The organism is Acinetobacter sp. 12966 (assembly GCF_031196995.1).
Taxonomy (GTDB): domain Bacteria; phylum Pseudomonadota; class Gammaproteobacteria; order Pseudomonadales; family Moraxellaceae; genus Acinetobacter; species Acinetobacter geminorum.
In genome coordinates this window covers 75,876-93,007 of sequence record NZ_JAVIMC010000051.1, presented here as the reverse complement: position 1 = coordinate 93,007, position 17,132 = coordinate 75,876, and the positions used below count along the sequence as shown (strand labels likewise).

Sequence of the window (17,132 nt, the reverse complement as noted above, 5' to 3'; positions counted from 1 at the left end):
TAAAACCGCTATTAAATATGCAAAAAAAGCATTTTATTGATGAATAAAAGCTCGCTATGCTATCCGCCTTAATAATGAATCTACTAGCCATACGCCATGTATTTATATACCGATTTCGACCAGCAGCTGGTTAATGAACGAGTTGCTCAGTTCCGTGATCAAACAGAACGCTATTTAGCTGGCAAACTTTCTGAAGATGAATATCGTCCATTACGTTTGCAAAATGGTTTATATGTGCAACGTTATGCGCCTATGCTGCGTATAGCTGTGCCGTATGGCTTAATGAATTCTAAACAATTACGTAAAGTTGCCGAAGTTTCAACTGCTTATGACCGTGGTTATGCACATGTATCTACGCGTCAAAACATTCAATTAAACTGGCCAGCACTTGAAGATGTGCCAGACATTTTGGCTGAACTTGCAACTGTACAAATGCATGCCATTCAAACCAGTGGTAACTGTATTCGTAACACGACAACTGACCAATATGCAGGTGTGGTTGCTGGTGAAATTGCAGACCCACGTCCAACATGTGAGTTGATTCGTCAGTGGAGTACATTCCACCCAGAATTTGCATTCTTACCACGTAAGTTCAAAATTGCTGTTTCTGCACTTGAAGAAAAAGATCGTGCGGCAACTGCATTCCACGATATTGGTGTTTATATCGTGCGTAATGAAGCGGGTGAAATCGGCTACAAAATTATGGCTGGTGGTGGTTTAGGCCGTACCCCAATCATCGGTAGCGTTATCCGTGAGTTTTTACCACGTGAAGATTTAATTGCTTACTTAGAAGCGGTTTTACGTGTTTATAACTTGCATGGTCGTCGTGATAACAAATATAAAGCGCGTATCAAAATTCTAGTTAAGGCATTAACTCCTGAAGTGTTTGCACAAAAAGTTGAAGCTGAATTCGAACATACACGTGAAGCATTGAAGATTCAGCCAGAAATCTTGAAAAAACTGGATGAAGAATTCACACCGTTTGACTATCAAGATTTAGCAGATGAAGACTTCACAGCTTTATTTGCTGAGCATCCAAAATTCAAACAATGGTTTAATATCAACACACATGCGCATAAAGTGAAGGGCTATCGTATTGTTACGATTTCTTTAAAACGTGCAGGTATTGCGCCAGGTGATATGACCAGCGAAGAAATGAATTTTATTGCAGACCTTGCTGATAAATATACATTCGGTGAACTTCGCACGACTCACGAACAAAACATTGCTTTGGCAGATGTACCTCAAAAAGATTTGTTTGATGTATGGCAAGCGCTTGAACAACAAAATATGGCGCGTGCACATATTGGTTTTATTACCGATATCATTAGTTGCCCGGGCGGTGATTTCTGTTCGCTTGCAAATGCAAAATCAATTCCAATTGCTGAAGCAATTACACGTCGTTTTGATGACTTAGACAAAGTTTATGATCTTGGTCATTTAGATCTAAATATTTCTGGTTGTATGAATGCTTGTGGTCATCACCACGTAGGTAACATCGGTATTTTAGGTGTAGATAAGAAAGGCGCTGAATTCTACCAAATTACATTAGGTGGTAATTCTGATCATGATGCATCAATCGGTGACATCTTAGGGCCATCATTTGCAGCAGATGCTGTGCCTGATGTCATTGAGGAAGTATTAAATACTTATCTTGATTTGCGTACTGAAGGTGAACGTTTTGTTGATACATATCGCCGTGTAGGAATTCAACCATTTAAGGAGCGTGCATATGCTTAATACAGCTCTACCAGTGCTTTATAAAGATGGCACGATTGCAGATAATACTTATCAAATCATTGCTGAAGATGGTGTTGTTCCACAAGGTGACGTTGTTGTAACAACAGCTCAACTCGATCAATTGGCAAACATTCAAGGTAAAAAAGCTTTGTATGTAACTGTGAATGATTCACCTGAAGAACATACATTTCCATTAAATGAGCTTAATGCAATTTTCATCGAGTTCGCAGGTTTTGGTGATGGGCGCGGTTATTCATTTGCTGCATTATTGCGTCGCCAAGGCTTCCAAGGTGAACTTCGTGCAACAGGTGATGTATTTAAGGATGTTTTAAACTACTTAAAACGTTCAGGTTTTGACAGTTTTGTGATTAAAGAAGGTAAAGATGTGCAAGAAGCGGCAGCTGGTTTGCAAGACTTTACCAACCCATACCAAGCTTCAACAGCCGTACCGCAAGCAAGTTATCAAACTGGTGCTTAAATAGTTTTTAAATATAAAGGCTGAACTCAGGTTCAGCTTTTTTTATGAATAATTTTTAAATGATTCAACTGAAGAACAAAAATGTTTGGTTTAATTTCAAAAATAAATCCTGGTGCTTGGTGGCTACTTTTTGCTATTGCGACAGATGTACTCTCAACATTTTATTCTGCTAAGGGGAATGGCTTAGTCAATAAAACAGCTCAGGGTATTGCTCTGGTTTTGTATATTATTTCTTTTGCATGCGCTGCTATTGCTTTGAAATATATGCAAGCTGGAATCTTATATGTGCTTTGGTCTGGGATAGGTGTATTAGCAACAGCTTTTTTGGCAAAGATTTTTCTTGGTCAGAATATTGATATGGCAGGATGGGTGGGAATTGGTTTTATTACTGTAGGTTTAATGATTATTGCGCAATATTCCAATATCGATGTTTAAAGCCCTTATAGAAATAGTAAGTATTTCTATAAGGGCTAAATATTAAAAATATTAGGTGTCAAGCTGGCAGTTAATCATCCACTTTATACCGAACTGATCGGTAAAAGCGCCGTACAATGCGCCCCAGAACGTTTTTTCTAAAGGCATTTCAATTTGACCATTAACAGATAAAGCATCAAAAAGTTGTTTTGCTTTTTCTTGCTCATCTTTTTCAAGATTGATCGAGATGTAGTGATTATTTCCTTGGGTAAAAACGCTGTTAGGGGCACAGAACTGATCATTTGTATCTGAGGCCATAAGTACAGTGTATTCATTAATTGGTAGAGACACATGCAGAACTAGATTTTTGTCGGCTTCAGATAGAGTCACGCCCTCGGTAGGTGGCATATCACCATATCGGCTTAACATACCGAATTCACCGCCAAATACTGACTTATAAAAATTAAAAGCTTGCTCTGCCTGACCTTGGAAATTGAGATAGTGATTGAGTTGCATTTTTATTGTCCATTGTTGTTTTCGTTTAAAGGAATAAGTTAAAACTTAAAAGTGATTTTGTGGGTCATTTTTTGTAGTTTTTTCATAAAAAATCCCACCGAAGTGGGATTTAAAAATAATGAATCTGGATTAAATGAGTTCAATTGCAACCGCTGTTGCCTCACCACCACCGATACAGAGTGCAGCAATACCTTTTTTACCGCCAGTACGTTTGAGTGCGTGAATAAGAGTAAGAATAATACGAGAACCAGTAGAACCTACTGGATGACCTAGGGCACAAGCACCACCATTGATATTCACTTTCTCAGCATCAAGTTTGAAATCATCAATTGGACACATGGTAACCATAGCAAAAGCTTCGTTAATTTCCCAAAGATCGACGTCTTGAGCATTCCATCCCGCTTTTTTAAGAACTTTTTCAATAGCACCAACTGGAGCGATCGTAAATTCTGAAGGATGCTGAGAGTTTGACGCTGTCGCAATAATTTTCGCAAGTGGTTGTAAACTGCGCTGTGCTGCAACTTCACTTGAAGTTAATACTAATGCAGACGCACCATCCGAAATAGAACTTGCATTCGCTGCGGTAATTGTACCGTCTTTTGCAAAAGCTGGTTTGAGTGAAGGAATTTTATCAATTTTAGCATTTAAAGGTTGTTCATCCTGATCAACAACGACGTCACCTTTACGACTAGGTACGGTAACTGGAACGATTTCATCTTTGAAATAGCCTTCAGTAATTGCTGTTTGAGCACGTTTCAAAGAGCGAATCGCAAAGTCATCCATTTGTTCACGTGTATAGCCACGAGTATTGGCCATATCTTGAGCAAACGAGCCCATTAAACGCCCAGTTTCAGCATCTTCAAGCCCGTCAAAGAACATATGATCTTTAATTTCACCATGGCCCATACGGTAGCCAGTTCGTGCTTTTGGTAAAACATAAGGTGCATTTGTCATAGACTCCATACCGCCAGCAACAACAACGTCAGCACTACCTGCTTTAATCATATCAGCGGCTTGCATAACAGCTTTCATGCCAGAGCCACACAGCTTGTTAATCGTTACCGCACCTGTAGAGTCTGGTAAGCCAGCTTTACGCATTGCTTGACGAGCAGGGCCTTGTTTTAAACCAGCAGGAAGAACACAGCCCATAATAACTTCTTCGACATCAGTAGGCTGTAAACCTGCTCGTGCGATAGCTTCTTTAATCGTTACAGCACCTAATTCAGGCGCTGTAAGTCCTGATAGTGATCCTTGAAAACCACCCATGGCAGTACGAGCACCATTCACAATTACGATGTCAGTCATTGTTGTAATCTCCGATTGTTCTTAATCTCAAAATAAGAAATGTTTAAAACCTAGGCAGTATATTGCAAAAATTAAAGAGAGATATCTTCTGCATTAGACTGTAGAGTTCTAACAATTTTTAATGTCTTCTAAACGCGTGTGTCCCATTTTGCTGAGGACTAATTTAAAGTTTTTAAGCTGATTATAAGAACAATAAGTAAAAGTACCGTTAGATTCACGTGGGAGGCCTGTGTCGCCCTGAAATACAATACTATTTAGATTTTTTCCAAACTTTTGAAATTTTAAAGAACCATAGTGATGGTCAAGTTCAACATTGGTTAATACTTCTTCATTGTTTTCTCTTTGTAGATTCTGATTTGTGTCTACAAAGCTTATAAGACTTGTATCCCAGTTACTATTACATGTAGACAAATCAACACTTGGGCAAAGTACGACACTCTTATGTCGTAGAATTGCGTCGTATTTGGCTTTTTGTATATGAATTGTGAGTAGTCGAGAGGAATTTTTTAATTCTACAGAAGCCATAAATTGATGGTATAAAGGTAGCGCTATAGCGACCATAATCATAAAAATTGCGAGCGTTATAGCGAGTTCCACCAACGTGAAACCGGGAGATTTAAACATTAAAATTCCTTAATATATAAAGAAATATTTTGATTTTATGCTTTCTATCAATGATTTATAATGATTTTTATAGTGAGGAAACACAAAATTAAATAAAGGTTATCAGGATGCTAGAATACTGGTAAAATCACCGTAAGCGAAACAAAGAAGCTGTTCATATTTGCTAGTTGAGTGAAAAATTACCGAATTACAACGGAAATTGTAAGTAATTTTGTCAATAATTTACTTGATTAAAATTATCAAGCACTTGGAAAGTCTATCAAGTGTTTGTATGATTCAAATGTGAATAGCTTAAAAATAATACTGGGGTAAAAATATCTCAGGGGCCAATAAATTTAGGCTGAGCTTGAACAACAATTGTTATCTCTGGAGGATATCCATGAAATTGAGTCGTATTGCACTTGCTATGCTTGTCGCTGCTCCATTAGCTGCTGCTAATGCGGGCGTAACTGTTACTCCTTTACTAGTAGGTTATACTTGGCAGGATAGTGACCACAACAACGATAAATTAACAAGTCATGCTGAATTACAAGATGATTTATTCGTTGGTGCTGCACTAGGTGTTGAATTAACTCCTTGGTTAGGTTTCGAAGCTGAATATAACCAAGTTAAAGGTGATCTTGAAGGTACTGGCGTAGCTGGTTCTGAATATAAGCAAAAAACTATTGCTGGTAACTTCTACGCTACCTCAGATTTAATCACTAAAAACTACGACAGCAAATTCAAGCCGTATGTATTATTAGGTGCAGGTCAAACTAAAACTGAGTTTGATGGTATCTATGAAGACAAGAAAGATACTATCGGTAATGCCGGTGTAGGTGCTTTCTATCGTTTGAATGATGCATTATCACTTCGTACAGAAGCTCGTGGTACTTATGATTTTGATGAGAAATACTGGCGTTATACAGCTCTTGCTGGTTTGAACGTAGTTCTTGGTGGTCACTTGAAGCCTGCTGCTCCTGTAGTAGAAGTTGCTCCAGTTGAACCAACTCCAGTTGCTCCACAACCACAAGAGTTAACTGAAGACCTTAACATGGAACTTCGTGTGTTCTTTGATACTAACAAATCAAACATCAAAGACCAATACAAACCAGAAATCGCTAAAGTTGCTGAGAAGTTAACTGAATACCCTAACGCTACTGCACGTATCGAAGGTCACACAGATAACACTGGTCCACGTAAGTTGAACGAACGTTTATCTTTAGCTCGTGCTAACTCTGTTAAATCAGCTCTTGTAAACGAATACAACGTTGATGCATCTCGTTTGTCTACTCAAGGTTTCGCTTGGGATCAACCGATTGCTGACAACAAAACTAAAGAAGGTCGTGCTATGAACCGTCGTGTATTCGCGACAATCACTGGTAGCCGTACTGTAGTTGTTCAACCTGGTCAACAAGCTCAATAATTTGAGTTTTTGAACAGTAAAAAAGCGACTCGTTAGAGTCGCTTTTTTTATTGCAATTTTTAAAATATTGAGTCATTTCTATGTCTCCTTAATAATTACTTTCGATCTTGGTTTAAATTATTTACCAATCACCTTTTCTCAATTGCTGTTTAGTGTCTTGTCTATCTCTGCGATGTTGAGCACGAGGTTTTTCCGTTTCGTGCATACCACCTTTGTGTAGTAAAGGGGATAGAGCTACTTGATTACGGACTTTGATCTTTGGCATTTCTTTAATTTTCATGCTTTAACCTTTAATACATAAAACTTGTTTAAGAGTGTGAATAACTTCAATGAGGTCAATCTGATTTGCTATGACTTCATCAATATCTTTATAAGCACTTGGGATTTCATCTACTACTCCGCTGTCTTTACGGCACTCAATACCTTGAGTTTGTTCAATAAGATCCTGCTGATTAAAAAGAATTTTTGCTTTGCTTCTGCTCATCTTGCGGCCAGCTCCATGGGAACAAGAACAAAATGATTCAGGATTTGCTTTGCCTTTAACAATATAAGATCGTGCTCCCATTGAACCAGGAATAATACCTAGTTCATCTAAGCCTGCTCTAATTGCACCTTTTCGGGTAATCAATAAGTTTTCGCCAAAATGTGTTTCACGGCTTACATAATTATGATGACAATTAATCGCTTCTTTTGTCATTTGAAAAGAAGGGAGAATAGGGCGGATCGCTTCTAAAATTAATCGCATCATCTCTTTGCGGTTTTCAAAAGCATATTCTTGTGCCCACTCTACAGCTTCTACATAATCATCAAAACTTTTTGAGCCTTCAGCAAAATAACTTAAGTCTTTATCAGGAACATGGCCAAAGCGATGCTGAGCTTCTTTTTTGGCTAACTCAATAAAGTAAGTACCAATAACATTACCAAGCCCTCTGCTACCTGAATGTAGCATTACCCATACGTCTTGATTCTCATCAATACATAACTCTATAAAGTGATTACCACCACCCAAAGTCCCAAGTTGCTTTTGCCATGTTGCCTCAAACTGACGAAGCATTCGGACAAGACCCGGATGCTTTTTAATAATAGGTTCTAAGCGTTTTTCAAGTGGAATAATGCTAGAAGCTTTCGCTTTGACTTGTTTATGCAAAGCAAATCCAACCGGCACTTTCCGTTCAATGGCGTCCCGCAAGCGGCTTAAGTTATCTGGAAGTTGTGAAGCTTTCAGGCTCAAACGAATAGCATTCATCCCACATCCAATGTCAACTCCTACAGCAGCAGGAATAATGGCGTGTTTAGTAGGAATAACACTACCTACAGTAGCACCTTTGCCCACATGCACATCAGGCATAACTGCAATATGAGAATAGATAAATTGCAGCTGAGCCATTTTCTTGAGTTGTTCTATACTTTCACTATCTATATCTTGAGTGAAAATTTTAACAGGGACACCATAGAGTGCCTCTTCGTTTAATATTTTTTGTATGCCCATAATTTTTCTCTTATTTTTGTCCGAGTAGGCATAAAAAAACCTAGCGAATGCTAGGTTCTAAGTTTAAGCATTCGGACAAGTGGTGTGAATTTGTACACTTGTCCGTGAGCTGACATCGTGCCAAATTATTTAATCTGTTTTACCTTGTACTAATGGCATGATGTCCTCCTTATTTAAAAGTGCCGTTGAAAATCTGAACGGCATTTTACGCTTTTTAAATCAAAGATCAAGCTTTTGATCTTTGATTTACTTTAATGACGAGTTTTAATCTTGCTCAGGTTTGACGTTCATTTGATCGTAAGAAATCAATTTGGTTTTATTTTTCCACTTATAACCTAACCAAATGATCAAGAACAATGGCAAGCTAATATAAGTTGAAAGTAAGCCTAACCAATCGATTTTTCCACCTAAAATGGCTTGATAGTTCTGCCCTAAGATGATGATTGAACAGAGAATAAATGCAAACCAAGGTGCAAATGGGAAAAATTTGGCACGATATGCTAAATCTTCTAATTTATAGCCTTGAGCAATATATCCTTTACGGAAACGATAGTGTGAAATCGCAATTCCTAACCAAACAATAAAACCGCACATACCCGACATATTGAGTAGCCAGTTAAATACTTGCTTTTCTCCAATAAATGTTGTCAGGAAGCAAAAAGCGGCAATAAATGTGGTGGCATAGAGTGCATTCATCGGAACGCCACGACCATCGAGTTTTGCAAACCACTTTGGTGCACGGCCTTCTTGAGCCATTTTAAACAACATGCGAGTTGAAGAATACATGCCTGAATTACCTGCTGATAAAATAGCGGTAAGAATGACAGCATTCATTAACCCCGCAGCGAAAGCAAAGCCTACTCTTTCATAAAGCAATGTAAACGGAGAAAGTGCGATATCTTCAGTGGCAGCTGCTTGCAATAAATTTGGATCATCATAGGCAATCAGAGTGCCGATAATGAAAATACATAGGATATAGAATAATAAGATTCGCCAGAAAATCTGTTTGATTGCAAGTGGAATTGTCTTCTTTGGATCTTTTGATTCGCCAGCAGCAACCCCAACCATTTCCGTGCCTTGGAAAGAGAATCCTGCAATCATTGCTACACCAATCATGGCTTGTAAACCGCCTACAAAAGGTGCCTCTTTGTAAGTCCAGTTCCCAAAAGTTGCCACACCAGGGGTTAGCATAATCTTGATGATCATGGCTAAGCCAATAATAATGAATGCAACAATCGCAATCACTTTTACCATTGAGAACCAGAATTCGCTTTCGCCAAATCCCTTTACTGTCATTGCGTTAATCATAAAAATAACGGCAAGGAATAGAGCACTCCAATAGAACCCCGGAATATCAGGGAACCAGAACTTCATAATAAACTGGACTGCAACAAGTTCGAATGCAACTGTAATTGCCCAGTTATACCAATAGTTCCAGCCTAGAGCGAAACCAAAGCCTTCTTCGACATAACGACTGCCATAAGTAAAAAAGGCGCCAGATGTTGGTGTATGAGTTGCAAGCTCGCCTAAGCTGGTCATTAAGAAGTAAATCATAATACCAATCAGAGAGTACGCGAGTAGCGCTCCACCGGGACCAGCATTTGCAATTGTTGATCCAGAAGCAAGGAAGAGGCCTGTACCAATGGAACCACCAATGGCGATCATATTCAGATGACGAGCCCCAAGCTTACGCTGGAGTTTTTCAGGAGCATGTGTTTCGCTCATGGAGATTCCTTACATAGTTTGTTATGCACAGGCATATAACACCTTAAAGCCTTGAAGATCAGTTTTAATCTGGCACTGACCAAAGTGCTTCTCAATTAAGATCGGATAGTTTAAAAAACGGTTTGCTACAATCCATAGCTCACCTGATGCCTTTAAATGTTTTTTAGCGTTTTGGCAGAGTCCTTCACTTGCATCGTAGTTGGTATGAATACCTTGATGGAAAGGGGGATTACTGACAATGGCATCGAGTTCTGTTGGAGCGTCTGCAATACCTATGACAGGCTGCAATCTCAACTGGTCTGACCCTATTCCATTTCGACTAAAAGTCATTTCCGTTGACCGTAAAGCGAAAGCATCAATATCTAGGGCATGAATAATATTACTTGAATTTATTTTTGCCAAATAGCAACTGATAATTCCAGCACCACACCCGAAGTCGGCAATTCTACCTGATTTCACCTGATTAAGATAAGGGAGTAAAACAGCTGTTCCGACATCTAGATGATTTTGGCTAAATACACCGGGAAGGGCACAAATCGTAAGCTCTTGTTCATTAACATGAACAGTGTAAGTTTTAAGCCAACTTTCGAGAGGTTTAATTTGTTCTGTTTTTTCAATTTTTAAGTGCCATAGCTGACAGTGACGTGCACTATCAAGTTTAAGTACTTTGCCGAAGCTTTGTAATTGTTTGGCAGCGCGTTCAACACCACCTTTTTTCTCACCTACTAAAAAAACAGACTGAGCAGTTTTAAGATTGCTCATTACGACATGCAGTATGTAATTTAACAGTTCTTTAGATTTGGGAACAAAAATGACGGCTTGATCGAATTCTTGTAATGGAAACTCAACTGAGAAATGCGCATTTGTTCCACTATTTATAAAGCTCTGGTAGTCGGCATAGTTCCATGTCCAGACTGACGCATCAACCTCAGTAGGTAATTGACTGACTAAGGCATCATTCGGTGCATTAATGAACAAGATTCTACCTTTTAAATAGTCCTGTTGTCTTAATATCACTTCACTTCTAGGATCCATGTACATCTCTCATGAAGAAGAATGCCCAGTGGAAACTGGGCAGTAATCAAAATTAAAAAAATAGTTATTTGTGTGTTTCAGGAAGTACAACATTTAAAATTAATGCTGCTATACCACCTGTCGCTACGCCAGAGCTAAAAATATTTTTAAATAATTCTGGTAGGTGTTCCAAAATTTGAGGAACTTGAGCAACACCTAAACCTAATGCAAGTGAAATTGCGATAATTAAAAGTGCTCGGCGATCTAAATGAATCGATGAGAGGATGTTAATACCTGATGCCGCCACGGCACCGAACATGACCATCACTGCACCACCTAAAACCGCTTGAGGAACTGCTTGTATTACACCGGCTACTGCTGGAAATAAACCTAATAAAATAAGTAAAGCAGCAATCCAGATACCCACATAACGACTAGCTACACCAGTGAGTTGAATTACACCATTATTTTGAGCAAAAACAGAACTAGGGAAAGTGTTAAATAAGCCTGCGAGTAAAGAGTTCGCGCCATTCACTAAAACGCCACCTTTAATACGCTTCATCCATTCAGGGCCATTAACGGGTTGGTTTGAAAGTTTACTGGTCGCAGTCACGTCACCAATCGCTTCTAAAGATGTGACTAAATAAATAAAAGCCATTGGAATGAATAAGCCCCAAGAAAAGCTTAAACCAAAATGCATCGGCGTTGGAATCTGTACAAGAGGCGCATCTTTAATACCTGAGAAATCTAGGTAACCCATAAATCCTGCAAGAATGTAACCAATCACTAAAGCAATTAAAATTGCTGAGCTTTTAATCCACACCACTCGGATACGGTTTAGCACAATAATAATAGCAAGTACGGTACATGACATAATAAGGTTGTCTGCACTTGCAAAAGTATGGTCTTGCATCGCTTGGTAGCCACCACCCATACTAATCAAGCCTTCCTTAATAAGCGTTAAGCCAATTAATAAAACAACAATTCCAGTCACCAAAGGAGTAATTAGTCTTTTTACCCATGGAAGAATTTGCGAAACACCCATTTCAATAAAGGAACCAGCAATTACTACACCAAAAATTGCAGCCATAACTTGGTTTACAGGCGTTCCTGCGGCAACCATTGCACTACCAATACCAATAATTGGACCAATAAAGTTAAAGCTTGTGCCTTGTACAATCAGAAGACCAGCACCAAATGGACCAACTTTTTTACATTGTAGGAACGTAGCAATACCTGAAATCACCAAAGACATCGATAAAATCATGTTGGTTTCAGTGCGTGATACACCTAAAGCTAAACAAATTAAAAGCCCAGGTGTAACAATTGGTACAATAATCGCAAGCAAATGCTGGAAAGCTGCTAAAAAAGCGATCAGGGGTTTTGGTCGATCATCTAAGCCATAAACAAGGTCAAGATGGTCTTGAGAGTGTTGATTGGACATGGGTGTAGGTCCGCCGCAATTTTGCAAATTGGCGCTATTCTAATCGAGATACCTATCTTTACAAAACGAAATACAGGCTATTGGAAAATTTTTTTGTCAATGTCAATAAACTGTCACTACTCAAGAGTAGTGTTTTTCTGTATAATTTGCCCTCAAATTTCAGGCGTTTCGAATTTTCATGTCAGATATCAAAAATCTCCGTAATATCGCAATTATTGCGCACGTCGACCACGGGAAAACCACACTTGTCGATAAACTACTTCAGCAATCTGGTGCTCTCGGTGAACGAGCAGGCGAGATTGAGCGTGTCATGGACTCAAATGCGCTTGAAAGTGAACGTGGTATTACCATTCTTGCAAAGAACACTTCTATTACTTGGTTAGATAAACGTACTGATACAACTTACCGTATCAACATCGTGGATACCCCGGGACACGCCGACTTCGGTGGTGAAGTAGAACGTGTTATGTCGATGGTTGACTGCGTATTACTTTTAGTTGACTCTCAAGAAGGCCCAATGCCACAAACTCGCTTTGTGACACAAAAAGCCTTTGCTCGTGGTTTAAAACCAATTGTTATTATCAACAAAGTTGACAAACCAAGTGCGCGTCCAGATTGGGTTATTGATCAAGTATTTGATTTATTTGATAACCTGGGCGCAACTGATGAGCAATTAGATTTCCCAATCGTTTATGCATCAGGTTTACGTGGTGTAGCGGGTCCTGCTCCAGAAGAACTTGCAGAAGACATGACTCCGTTGTTTGAAACGATTGTAGACATCGTTGAACCACCAGCAGTTGATGTTGATGGTCCATTCCAAATGCAGATTTCATCACTTGACTATAACAGCTTCGTAGGTGTTATCGGTGTTGGTCGTATTCAACGTGGTTCAGTAAAATTAAATACTCCTGTTACTGTAATTGACAAAGAAGGCAATACACGTAACGGTCGTATCTTAAAAATCATGGGTTACCATGGTTTAGAGCGTATTGATGTTGAATCAGCATCTGCTGGTGATATCGTATGTATTACTGGTATCGACGCACTTAACATTTCTGACACGATTTGTGATCCGAAAAATGTTGAAGCATTACCAGCTTTATCTGTAGATGAACCTACAGTATCTATGACTTTCCAAGTAAACAACTCTCCGTTTGCTGGTAAAGAAGGTAAGTTCGTAACTTCACGTAATATCCGTGAACGTCTTGATCGCGAATTAATTCATAACGTAGCTTTACGTGTTGAAGACACTGACAGTCCAGACCGTTTCAAAGTATCTGGCCGTGGTGAACTTCATCTTTCAGTTTTAATTGAAAACATGCGTCGTGAAGGTTTCGAAATGGGCGTATCTCGTCCACAAGTAATCATCAAAGAAATTGATGGTGAAAGACAAGAGCCTTACGAAAACGTAACTTTTGACGTTGAAGAACAGCATCAAGGTGCTGTAATGGAACAAATGGGTCACCGTAAAGGCGAGATGACCAATATGGAAGTTGACGGTAAAGGCCGTATCCGTATTGAAGCAACTGTACCTTCACGTGGTTTGATCGGTTTCCGTTCTGAATTCTTGACCATGACTTCTGGTACAGGGATCATGACTTCAAGCTTCTCGCATTATGGTCCTGTTAAACAAGGTACTGTTGCGAAACGTCAAAATGGTGTATTGATCTCAATGGTTCAAGGTACTTGCTTGGGCTATGCATTGTTCAGTTTACAAGACCGTGGTCGTTTGTTCGCTAAACCACAGTTAGAAGTTTACGAAGGTATGATCGTGGGTATTAACTCTCGTTCAGACGATATGGTTGTAAACCCGACTAAAGCGAAACAATTAACTAACGTTCGTGCATCTGGTACAGATGATGCTTTAACTTTAGTACCTGCAATTGAATATACGCTTGAACAAGCGCTTGAATTCATTGAAGACGACGAATTAGTTGAAGTAACACCTAAATCAATCCGTATCCGTAAGCGTTATTTAACTGAAAATGAACGTAAACGTAACCGTGATAAATAATTTTTCTTAATTGAAAAAGAAGAAACCGCTAAATTAATTTAGCGGTTTTTTTAATCGTTATATTTGAAATTAAAGTAAGCTTAAAATCATATTTTTCTTGTAAACGAATATGTTGTTAAAGTGTGAAATAGCTTTCTTTTTTTGATAAAAATATTAAATTATCAATATCATGGCGAGAACTATCTAATTCGATAAGATGCCAATGAAAAAGAAAAATATGACGTGTTTCTGCCCCCGACATCTGGAGATGTTTAGATGAGTATTATTCAAGAATTTAAAGAATTTGCCGTTAAAGGCAATATGATGGATTTAGCCATTGGTGTGATTATTGGTGGTGCTTTTGGCAAAATCGTGGACTCTTTAGTAAAAGATATTATCATGCCGCTTATCACTGTAATTACTGGTGGTGGTGTTGATTTCTCTCAAAAATTCATTGTATTAGGTGCAAACCCTAACAATTTACAATCTTTAGATGCTTTGCAAAAAGCAGGTATTAATGTTTTAACCTATGGTAACTTCCTCACCATTTTAATTAACTTCCTTATCTTGGCTTGGGTTGTATTCTTGATGGTGAAATTATTAAACAGACTTCGCCGTGATAAGAATGAGCCAGAAGCTCCAGCTGCAACTCCTGAAGATGTTCAGTTATTGCGTGAAATTCGTGATGAGTTGAAAAAACAAGCTTAATAAAATTTGAAATAAAAAACGGTACCAAGAGTACCGTTTTTTATTAATTAGTATTTTCTGCTGAACTATAGATATTGTTAAAATTATCAAAGTGCAGATATGTTTAATTAAGTATATTTAAAAAGGATATAAATGAATGAATCAGCTTTTTGTGTATGGCACTTTATGTCCGAATAAAGCAAATGCTCATATTCTCGAACAAATTGGCGGTAGTTGGACCAAAGCCAGTGTAAGAGGTGTGATTCATATTTTAGATTGGGGGCCAGACAAAGGGTTAAAAGCGTTAGAGTTAGATTCGCAAGCGGATTGGGTAGAGGGCTATTTGTTTAGCACAGAAAAACTTGCTGAAAACTGGCAGATGCTTGATGACTTTGAAGGTTTTCAATACCAGCGTGTCATCGCAAATATAAAATTAGAATCAGGCGATTATGTTAAAGCCTGGACATATCAGCTGAATGCACAGGCTTCTGAAAAACCATAGTTAAAATTATGGAATCAACGTAAGCTGCCCATTCTAAATTTAACTTCTAAAAGATGATAGCCAAACTGACTTTTGATCGGACCTTGTAACACACGTTCAGCAGCTGTAAAAACAACTTTGTCAATGACGGGTACCAATTGCCCTTTTTTGACTTCACCAAGTTCTCCACCGCGTTTTGCTGAATTACAGGTAGAGTATTGCTTGGCAAGTTTGGCAAAGTCAGCGCCACTTTGTAGCTTCTTTTTTAGCTGTTCAGCTAAGTCTTTATCTTTGACTAAAATATGTCGGACAATTGCTGTTTGCATGTTGTCTTCCTCCAAAAAATTAAGGCTTTCTCAGCTTTTTAAGCGGTTGGCACTGTGGGCAAAATACGCTGGCACGCTGACCAAGTTTTAAGTTTTCTAATGTGGTTTCACAGTTCACGCACATTTCTCCAGCACGGCCATAAGCGAGTAATGTTTGCTGAAAATAACCATTTTCACCCATGGCATTGCTGTAGTCTCGTAATGTAGAGCCACCTAGATCAATGGCCGACTTTAAAATGCGCTTAATCTCGACAACAAGTTTCTCAATTTGTTGCATGCTTAAGTCACCAGCGGGTTGTGCTGGGTGAATGCCAACATTGAATAAGCTCTCAGTTGCATAGATATTGCCTACACCAACAACTACATGATTATCCATGAGTGCAATTTTTATGCCGACAGATTTATTCTTGAGTTTTGAAGCTAAATATTCCGCATGAAAGTCGGGACTTAAAGGTTCAGGCCCTAAAGTATCTATGAGTTTGCCTTGAGTCTCGTGGTTAAGCCAAAGAATACAACCAAAACGGCGAGGGTCATGGTAACGTAATTGCTGATCTTCAAATTGAATAATCAGATGATCATGCTTTCTCAGTTCATCATTTGTCTCGGTCAGACGAAAGCTTCCTGACATACCTAAATGCCAAAGCATTTGATCTTGTTCAAACTCTGCCAAAATATATTTTGAACGTCGATTTAACCCGATGAGACGTTGTCCGACAAGTTTCTGAACATCATCTGGTATAGGCCAGCGTAAGTTAGGATTACGTACTTCAACACTAAGAACTTTTTGATTCAATAAGGGAAATAAACTGGTTTTCGTGGTTTCGACTTCGGGTAACTCAGGCATGCCAACTCGCAGAATTAACAGATATACTGGATTAATCAAGTATAACGTGTGGTATGTAATATTTCAGAGATTACTATGTCAGATATTTTACCATTAAGCTGGTTTCAACGAGAAACCTCAGAAGTAGCTTATGATTTAATCGGCTGCGTATTATGTAAACGACAACCTGACGGCCAAGTGATCCGCTGTACAATTAGTGAAACTGAAGCTTATTTGGGCGTTCGTGATAAAGCCTGCCATAGTTACAATGATAAACGTACAACTCGAACAGAGGTAATGTATGGCCATGGTGGTACGATTTACGTCTACTTAATTTATGGCATGTATGAAATGCTTAATATTATTACTCAAACAGAGGGTGTACCTGAAGGAGTGATGATTCGTTCTGCGTTTTTAAATAATGCTTCAACCAAAAAAGACTATAAGCTTTTAGCTGGGCCCGGCAAATTGACACGATATTTAGGCATTGACCGTAGTTTAAAAGGCCAAACTTTAGATGAAGAATCTGGGCTATGGATTGAAGCAGCATCCACTCAGCCTGAAGTGGTGATGACACCGCGTATCGGAATTGATTATGCCGAAGAAGCAAAAGAGTGGCTTGAACGATATTGCTGGAAAGATCATCCATCTTTGAGTCGATAATTTTA

The 17,132-nt window shown here is 38.7% G+C and carries 18 protein-coding genes; 8 read left to right on the top strand and 10 right to left on the bottom strand.

Annotated features, from left to right (window positions below; genetic code table 11):
* Nucleotides 1-96: 96 nt before the first annotated feature.
* From RFW85_RS07355 to RFW85_RS07345, 3 genes are all read left to right on the top strand, one after another.
* Entirely contained in the window at nucleotides 97-1,740 is a 1,644-nt protein-coding gene (locus tag RFW85_RS07355; RefSeq protein WP_309171331.1) for a nitrite/sulfite reductase, read from the top strand.
* A complete protein-coding gene (locus RFW85_RS07350; RefSeq protein ID WP_309171330.1) occupies nucleotides 1,733-2,218 on the top strand; it encodes a DUF934 domain-containing protein in 486 nt (161 codons plus the stop codon). Before RFW85_RS07355 ends, RFW85_RS07350 begins: the two co-directional genes overlap by 8 nt.
* An 81-nt stretch (nucleotides 2,219-2,299) precedes the next feature.
* Nucleotides 2,300-2,653 carry a multidrug efflux SMR transporter gene (locus RFW85_RS07345; protein ID WP_086265202.1) on the top strand — a complete coding sequence of 118 codons (354 nt, stop codon included), beginning with the start codon at nucleotides 2,300-2,302 and terminating at the stop codon, nucleotides 2,651-2,653.
* Between the two features lie 51 nt (nucleotides 2,654-2,704).
* Here the strand turns inward: RFW85_RS07345 and RFW85_RS07340 are convergent, their stop codons facing one another.
* The 3 genes from RFW85_RS07340 to RFW85_RS07330 all read right to left on the bottom strand — a co-directional run bounded on the left by RFW85_RS07340 (nucleotide 2,705) and on the right by RFW85_RS07330 (nucleotide 5,077).
* Nucleotides 2,705-3,148, bottom strand: a complete 444-nt coding sequence (locus tag RFW85_RS07340; protein WP_017392465.1) for a VOC family protein — start codon at nucleotides 3,146-3,148, stop codon at nucleotides 2,705-2,707.
* Between the two features lie 129 nt (nucleotides 3,149-3,277).
* On the bottom strand, nucleotides 3,278-4,453 hold the full coding sequence (locus RFW85_RS07335; RefSeq protein ID WP_309171328.1) for a thiolase family protein: 1,176 nt from the start codon (nucleotides 4,451-4,453) through the stop codon (nucleotides 3,278-3,280).
* A 108-nt stretch (nucleotides 4,454-4,561) separates the two neighbouring features.
* Nucleotides 4,562-5,077 (bottom strand): GspH/FimT family pseudopilin, encoded by a 516-nt coding sequence (locus tag RFW85_RS07330; RefSeq protein ID WP_309171326.1) that lies wholly within the window; start codon nucleotides 5,075-5,077, stop codon nucleotides 4,562-4,564.
* A gap of 379 nt (nucleotides 5,078-5,456) precedes the next feature.
* Here RFW85_RS07330 and omp38 point away from each other — a divergent pair, with 379 nt between their 5' ends.
* Nucleotides 5,457-6,482 (top strand): outer membrane protein Omp38, encoded by a 1,026-nt coding sequence (gene omp38, locus RFW85_RS07325; protein WP_017385600.1) that lies wholly within the window; start codon nucleotides 5,457-5,459, stop codon nucleotides 6,480-6,482.
* Nucleotides 6,483-6,603: 121 nt separating this feature from the next.
* On the opposite strand, the gene RFW85_RS07320 is transcribed toward omp38, so the two are convergent.
* The 5 genes from RFW85_RS07320 to RFW85_RS07300 all read right to left on the bottom strand — a co-directional run bounded on the left by RFW85_RS07320 (nucleotide 6,604) and on the right by RFW85_RS07300 (nucleotide 12,154).
* The gene (locus tag RFW85_RS07320) at nucleotides 6,604-6,762 is read right to left on the bottom strand and encodes a hypothetical protein (RefSeq protein ID WP_016143433.1); all 159 of its coding nucleotides are present in this window, start codon (nucleotides 6,760-6,762) and stop codon (nucleotides 6,604-6,606) included.
* Nucleotides 6,763-6,765: 3 nt separating this feature from the next.
* On the bottom strand, nucleotides 6,766-7,971 hold the full coding sequence (locus RFW85_RS07315; protein WP_309171325.1) for an RtcB family protein: 1,206 nt from the start codon (nucleotides 7,969-7,971) through the stop codon (nucleotides 6,766-6,768).
* Between the two features lie 264 nt (nucleotides 7,972-8,235).
* Entirely contained in the window at nucleotides 8,236-9,696 is a 1,461-nt protein-coding gene (locus RFW85_RS07310) for an amino acid permease (RefSeq protein ID WP_086265197.1), read from the bottom strand.
* A gap of 21 nt (nucleotides 9,697-9,717) precedes the next feature.
* Nucleotides 9,718-10,731, bottom strand: coding sequence for a methyltransferase (locus tag RFW85_RS07305; protein WP_309171324.1), 1,014 nt, complete (start codon nucleotides 10,729-10,731; stop codon nucleotides 9,718-9,720).
* 64 nt (nucleotides 10,732-10,795) lie between these two features.
* The gene (locus RFW85_RS07300) at nucleotides 10,796-12,154 is read right to left on the bottom strand and encodes a uracil-xanthine permease family protein (protein WP_002116159.1); all 1,359 of its coding nucleotides are present in this window, start codon (nucleotides 12,152-12,154) and stop codon (nucleotides 10,796-10,798) included.
* A gap of 178 nt (nucleotides 12,155-12,332) precedes the next feature.
* Between RFW85_RS07300 and typA the strand changes: the two genes are divergently transcribed.
* From typA to RFW85_RS07285, 3 genes are all read left to right on the top strand, one after another.
* The gene (typA, locus tag RFW85_RS07295) at nucleotides 12,333-14,168 is read left to right on the top strand and encodes a translational GTPase TypA (RefSeq protein ID WP_002116501.1); all 1,836 of its coding nucleotides are present in this window, start codon (nucleotides 12,333-12,335) and stop codon (nucleotides 14,166-14,168) included.
* A 255-nt stretch (nucleotides 14,169-14,423) separates the two neighbouring features.
* On the top strand, nucleotides 14,424-14,855 hold the full coding sequence (mscL, locus tag RFW85_RS07290) for a large conductance mechanosensitive channel protein MscL (RefSeq protein ID WP_309171323.1): 432 nt from the start codon (nucleotides 14,424-14,426) through the stop codon (nucleotides 14,853-14,855).
* A gap of 136 nt (nucleotides 14,856-14,991) precedes the next feature.
* Nucleotides 14,992-15,336 (top strand): gamma-glutamylcyclotransferase family protein, encoded by a 345-nt coding sequence (locus RFW85_RS07285; RefSeq protein WP_309171322.1) that lies wholly within the window; start codon nucleotides 14,992-14,994, stop codon nucleotides 15,334-15,336.
* Nucleotides 15,337-15,350: 14 nt separating this feature from the next.
* Here RFW85_RS07285 and RFW85_RS07280 read toward each other — a convergent pair whose 3' ends face one another.
* Both RFW85_RS07280 and mutM read right to left on the bottom strand, forming a co-directional pair.
* Nucleotides 15,351-15,641: a peptidylprolyl isomerase gene (locus RFW85_RS07280; RefSeq protein ID WP_002051379.1), complete on the bottom strand. Its 291-nt coding sequence runs from the start codon at nucleotides 15,639-15,641 to the stop codon at nucleotides 15,351-15,353.
* 19 nt (nucleotides 15,642-15,660) lie between these two features.
* Entirely contained in the window at nucleotides 15,661-16,485 is an 825-nt protein-coding gene (mutM, locus tag RFW85_RS07275; RefSeq protein ID WP_309171321.1) for a bifunctional DNA-formamidopyrimidine glycosylase/DNA-(apurinic or apyrimidinic site) lyase, read from the bottom strand.
* Nucleotides 16,486-16,560: 75 nt separating this feature from the next.
* Here mutM and RFW85_RS07270 point away from each other — a divergent pair, with 75 nt between their 5' ends.
* Nucleotides 16,561-17,127 carry a DNA-3-methyladenine glycosylase gene (locus RFW85_RS07270; protein WP_309171320.1) on the top strand — a complete coding sequence of 189 codons (567 nt, stop codon included), beginning with the start codon at nucleotides 16,561-16,563 and terminating at the stop codon, nucleotides 17,125-17,127.
* The last annotated feature ends 5 nt before the right edge of the window (nucleotides 17,128-17,132 follow it).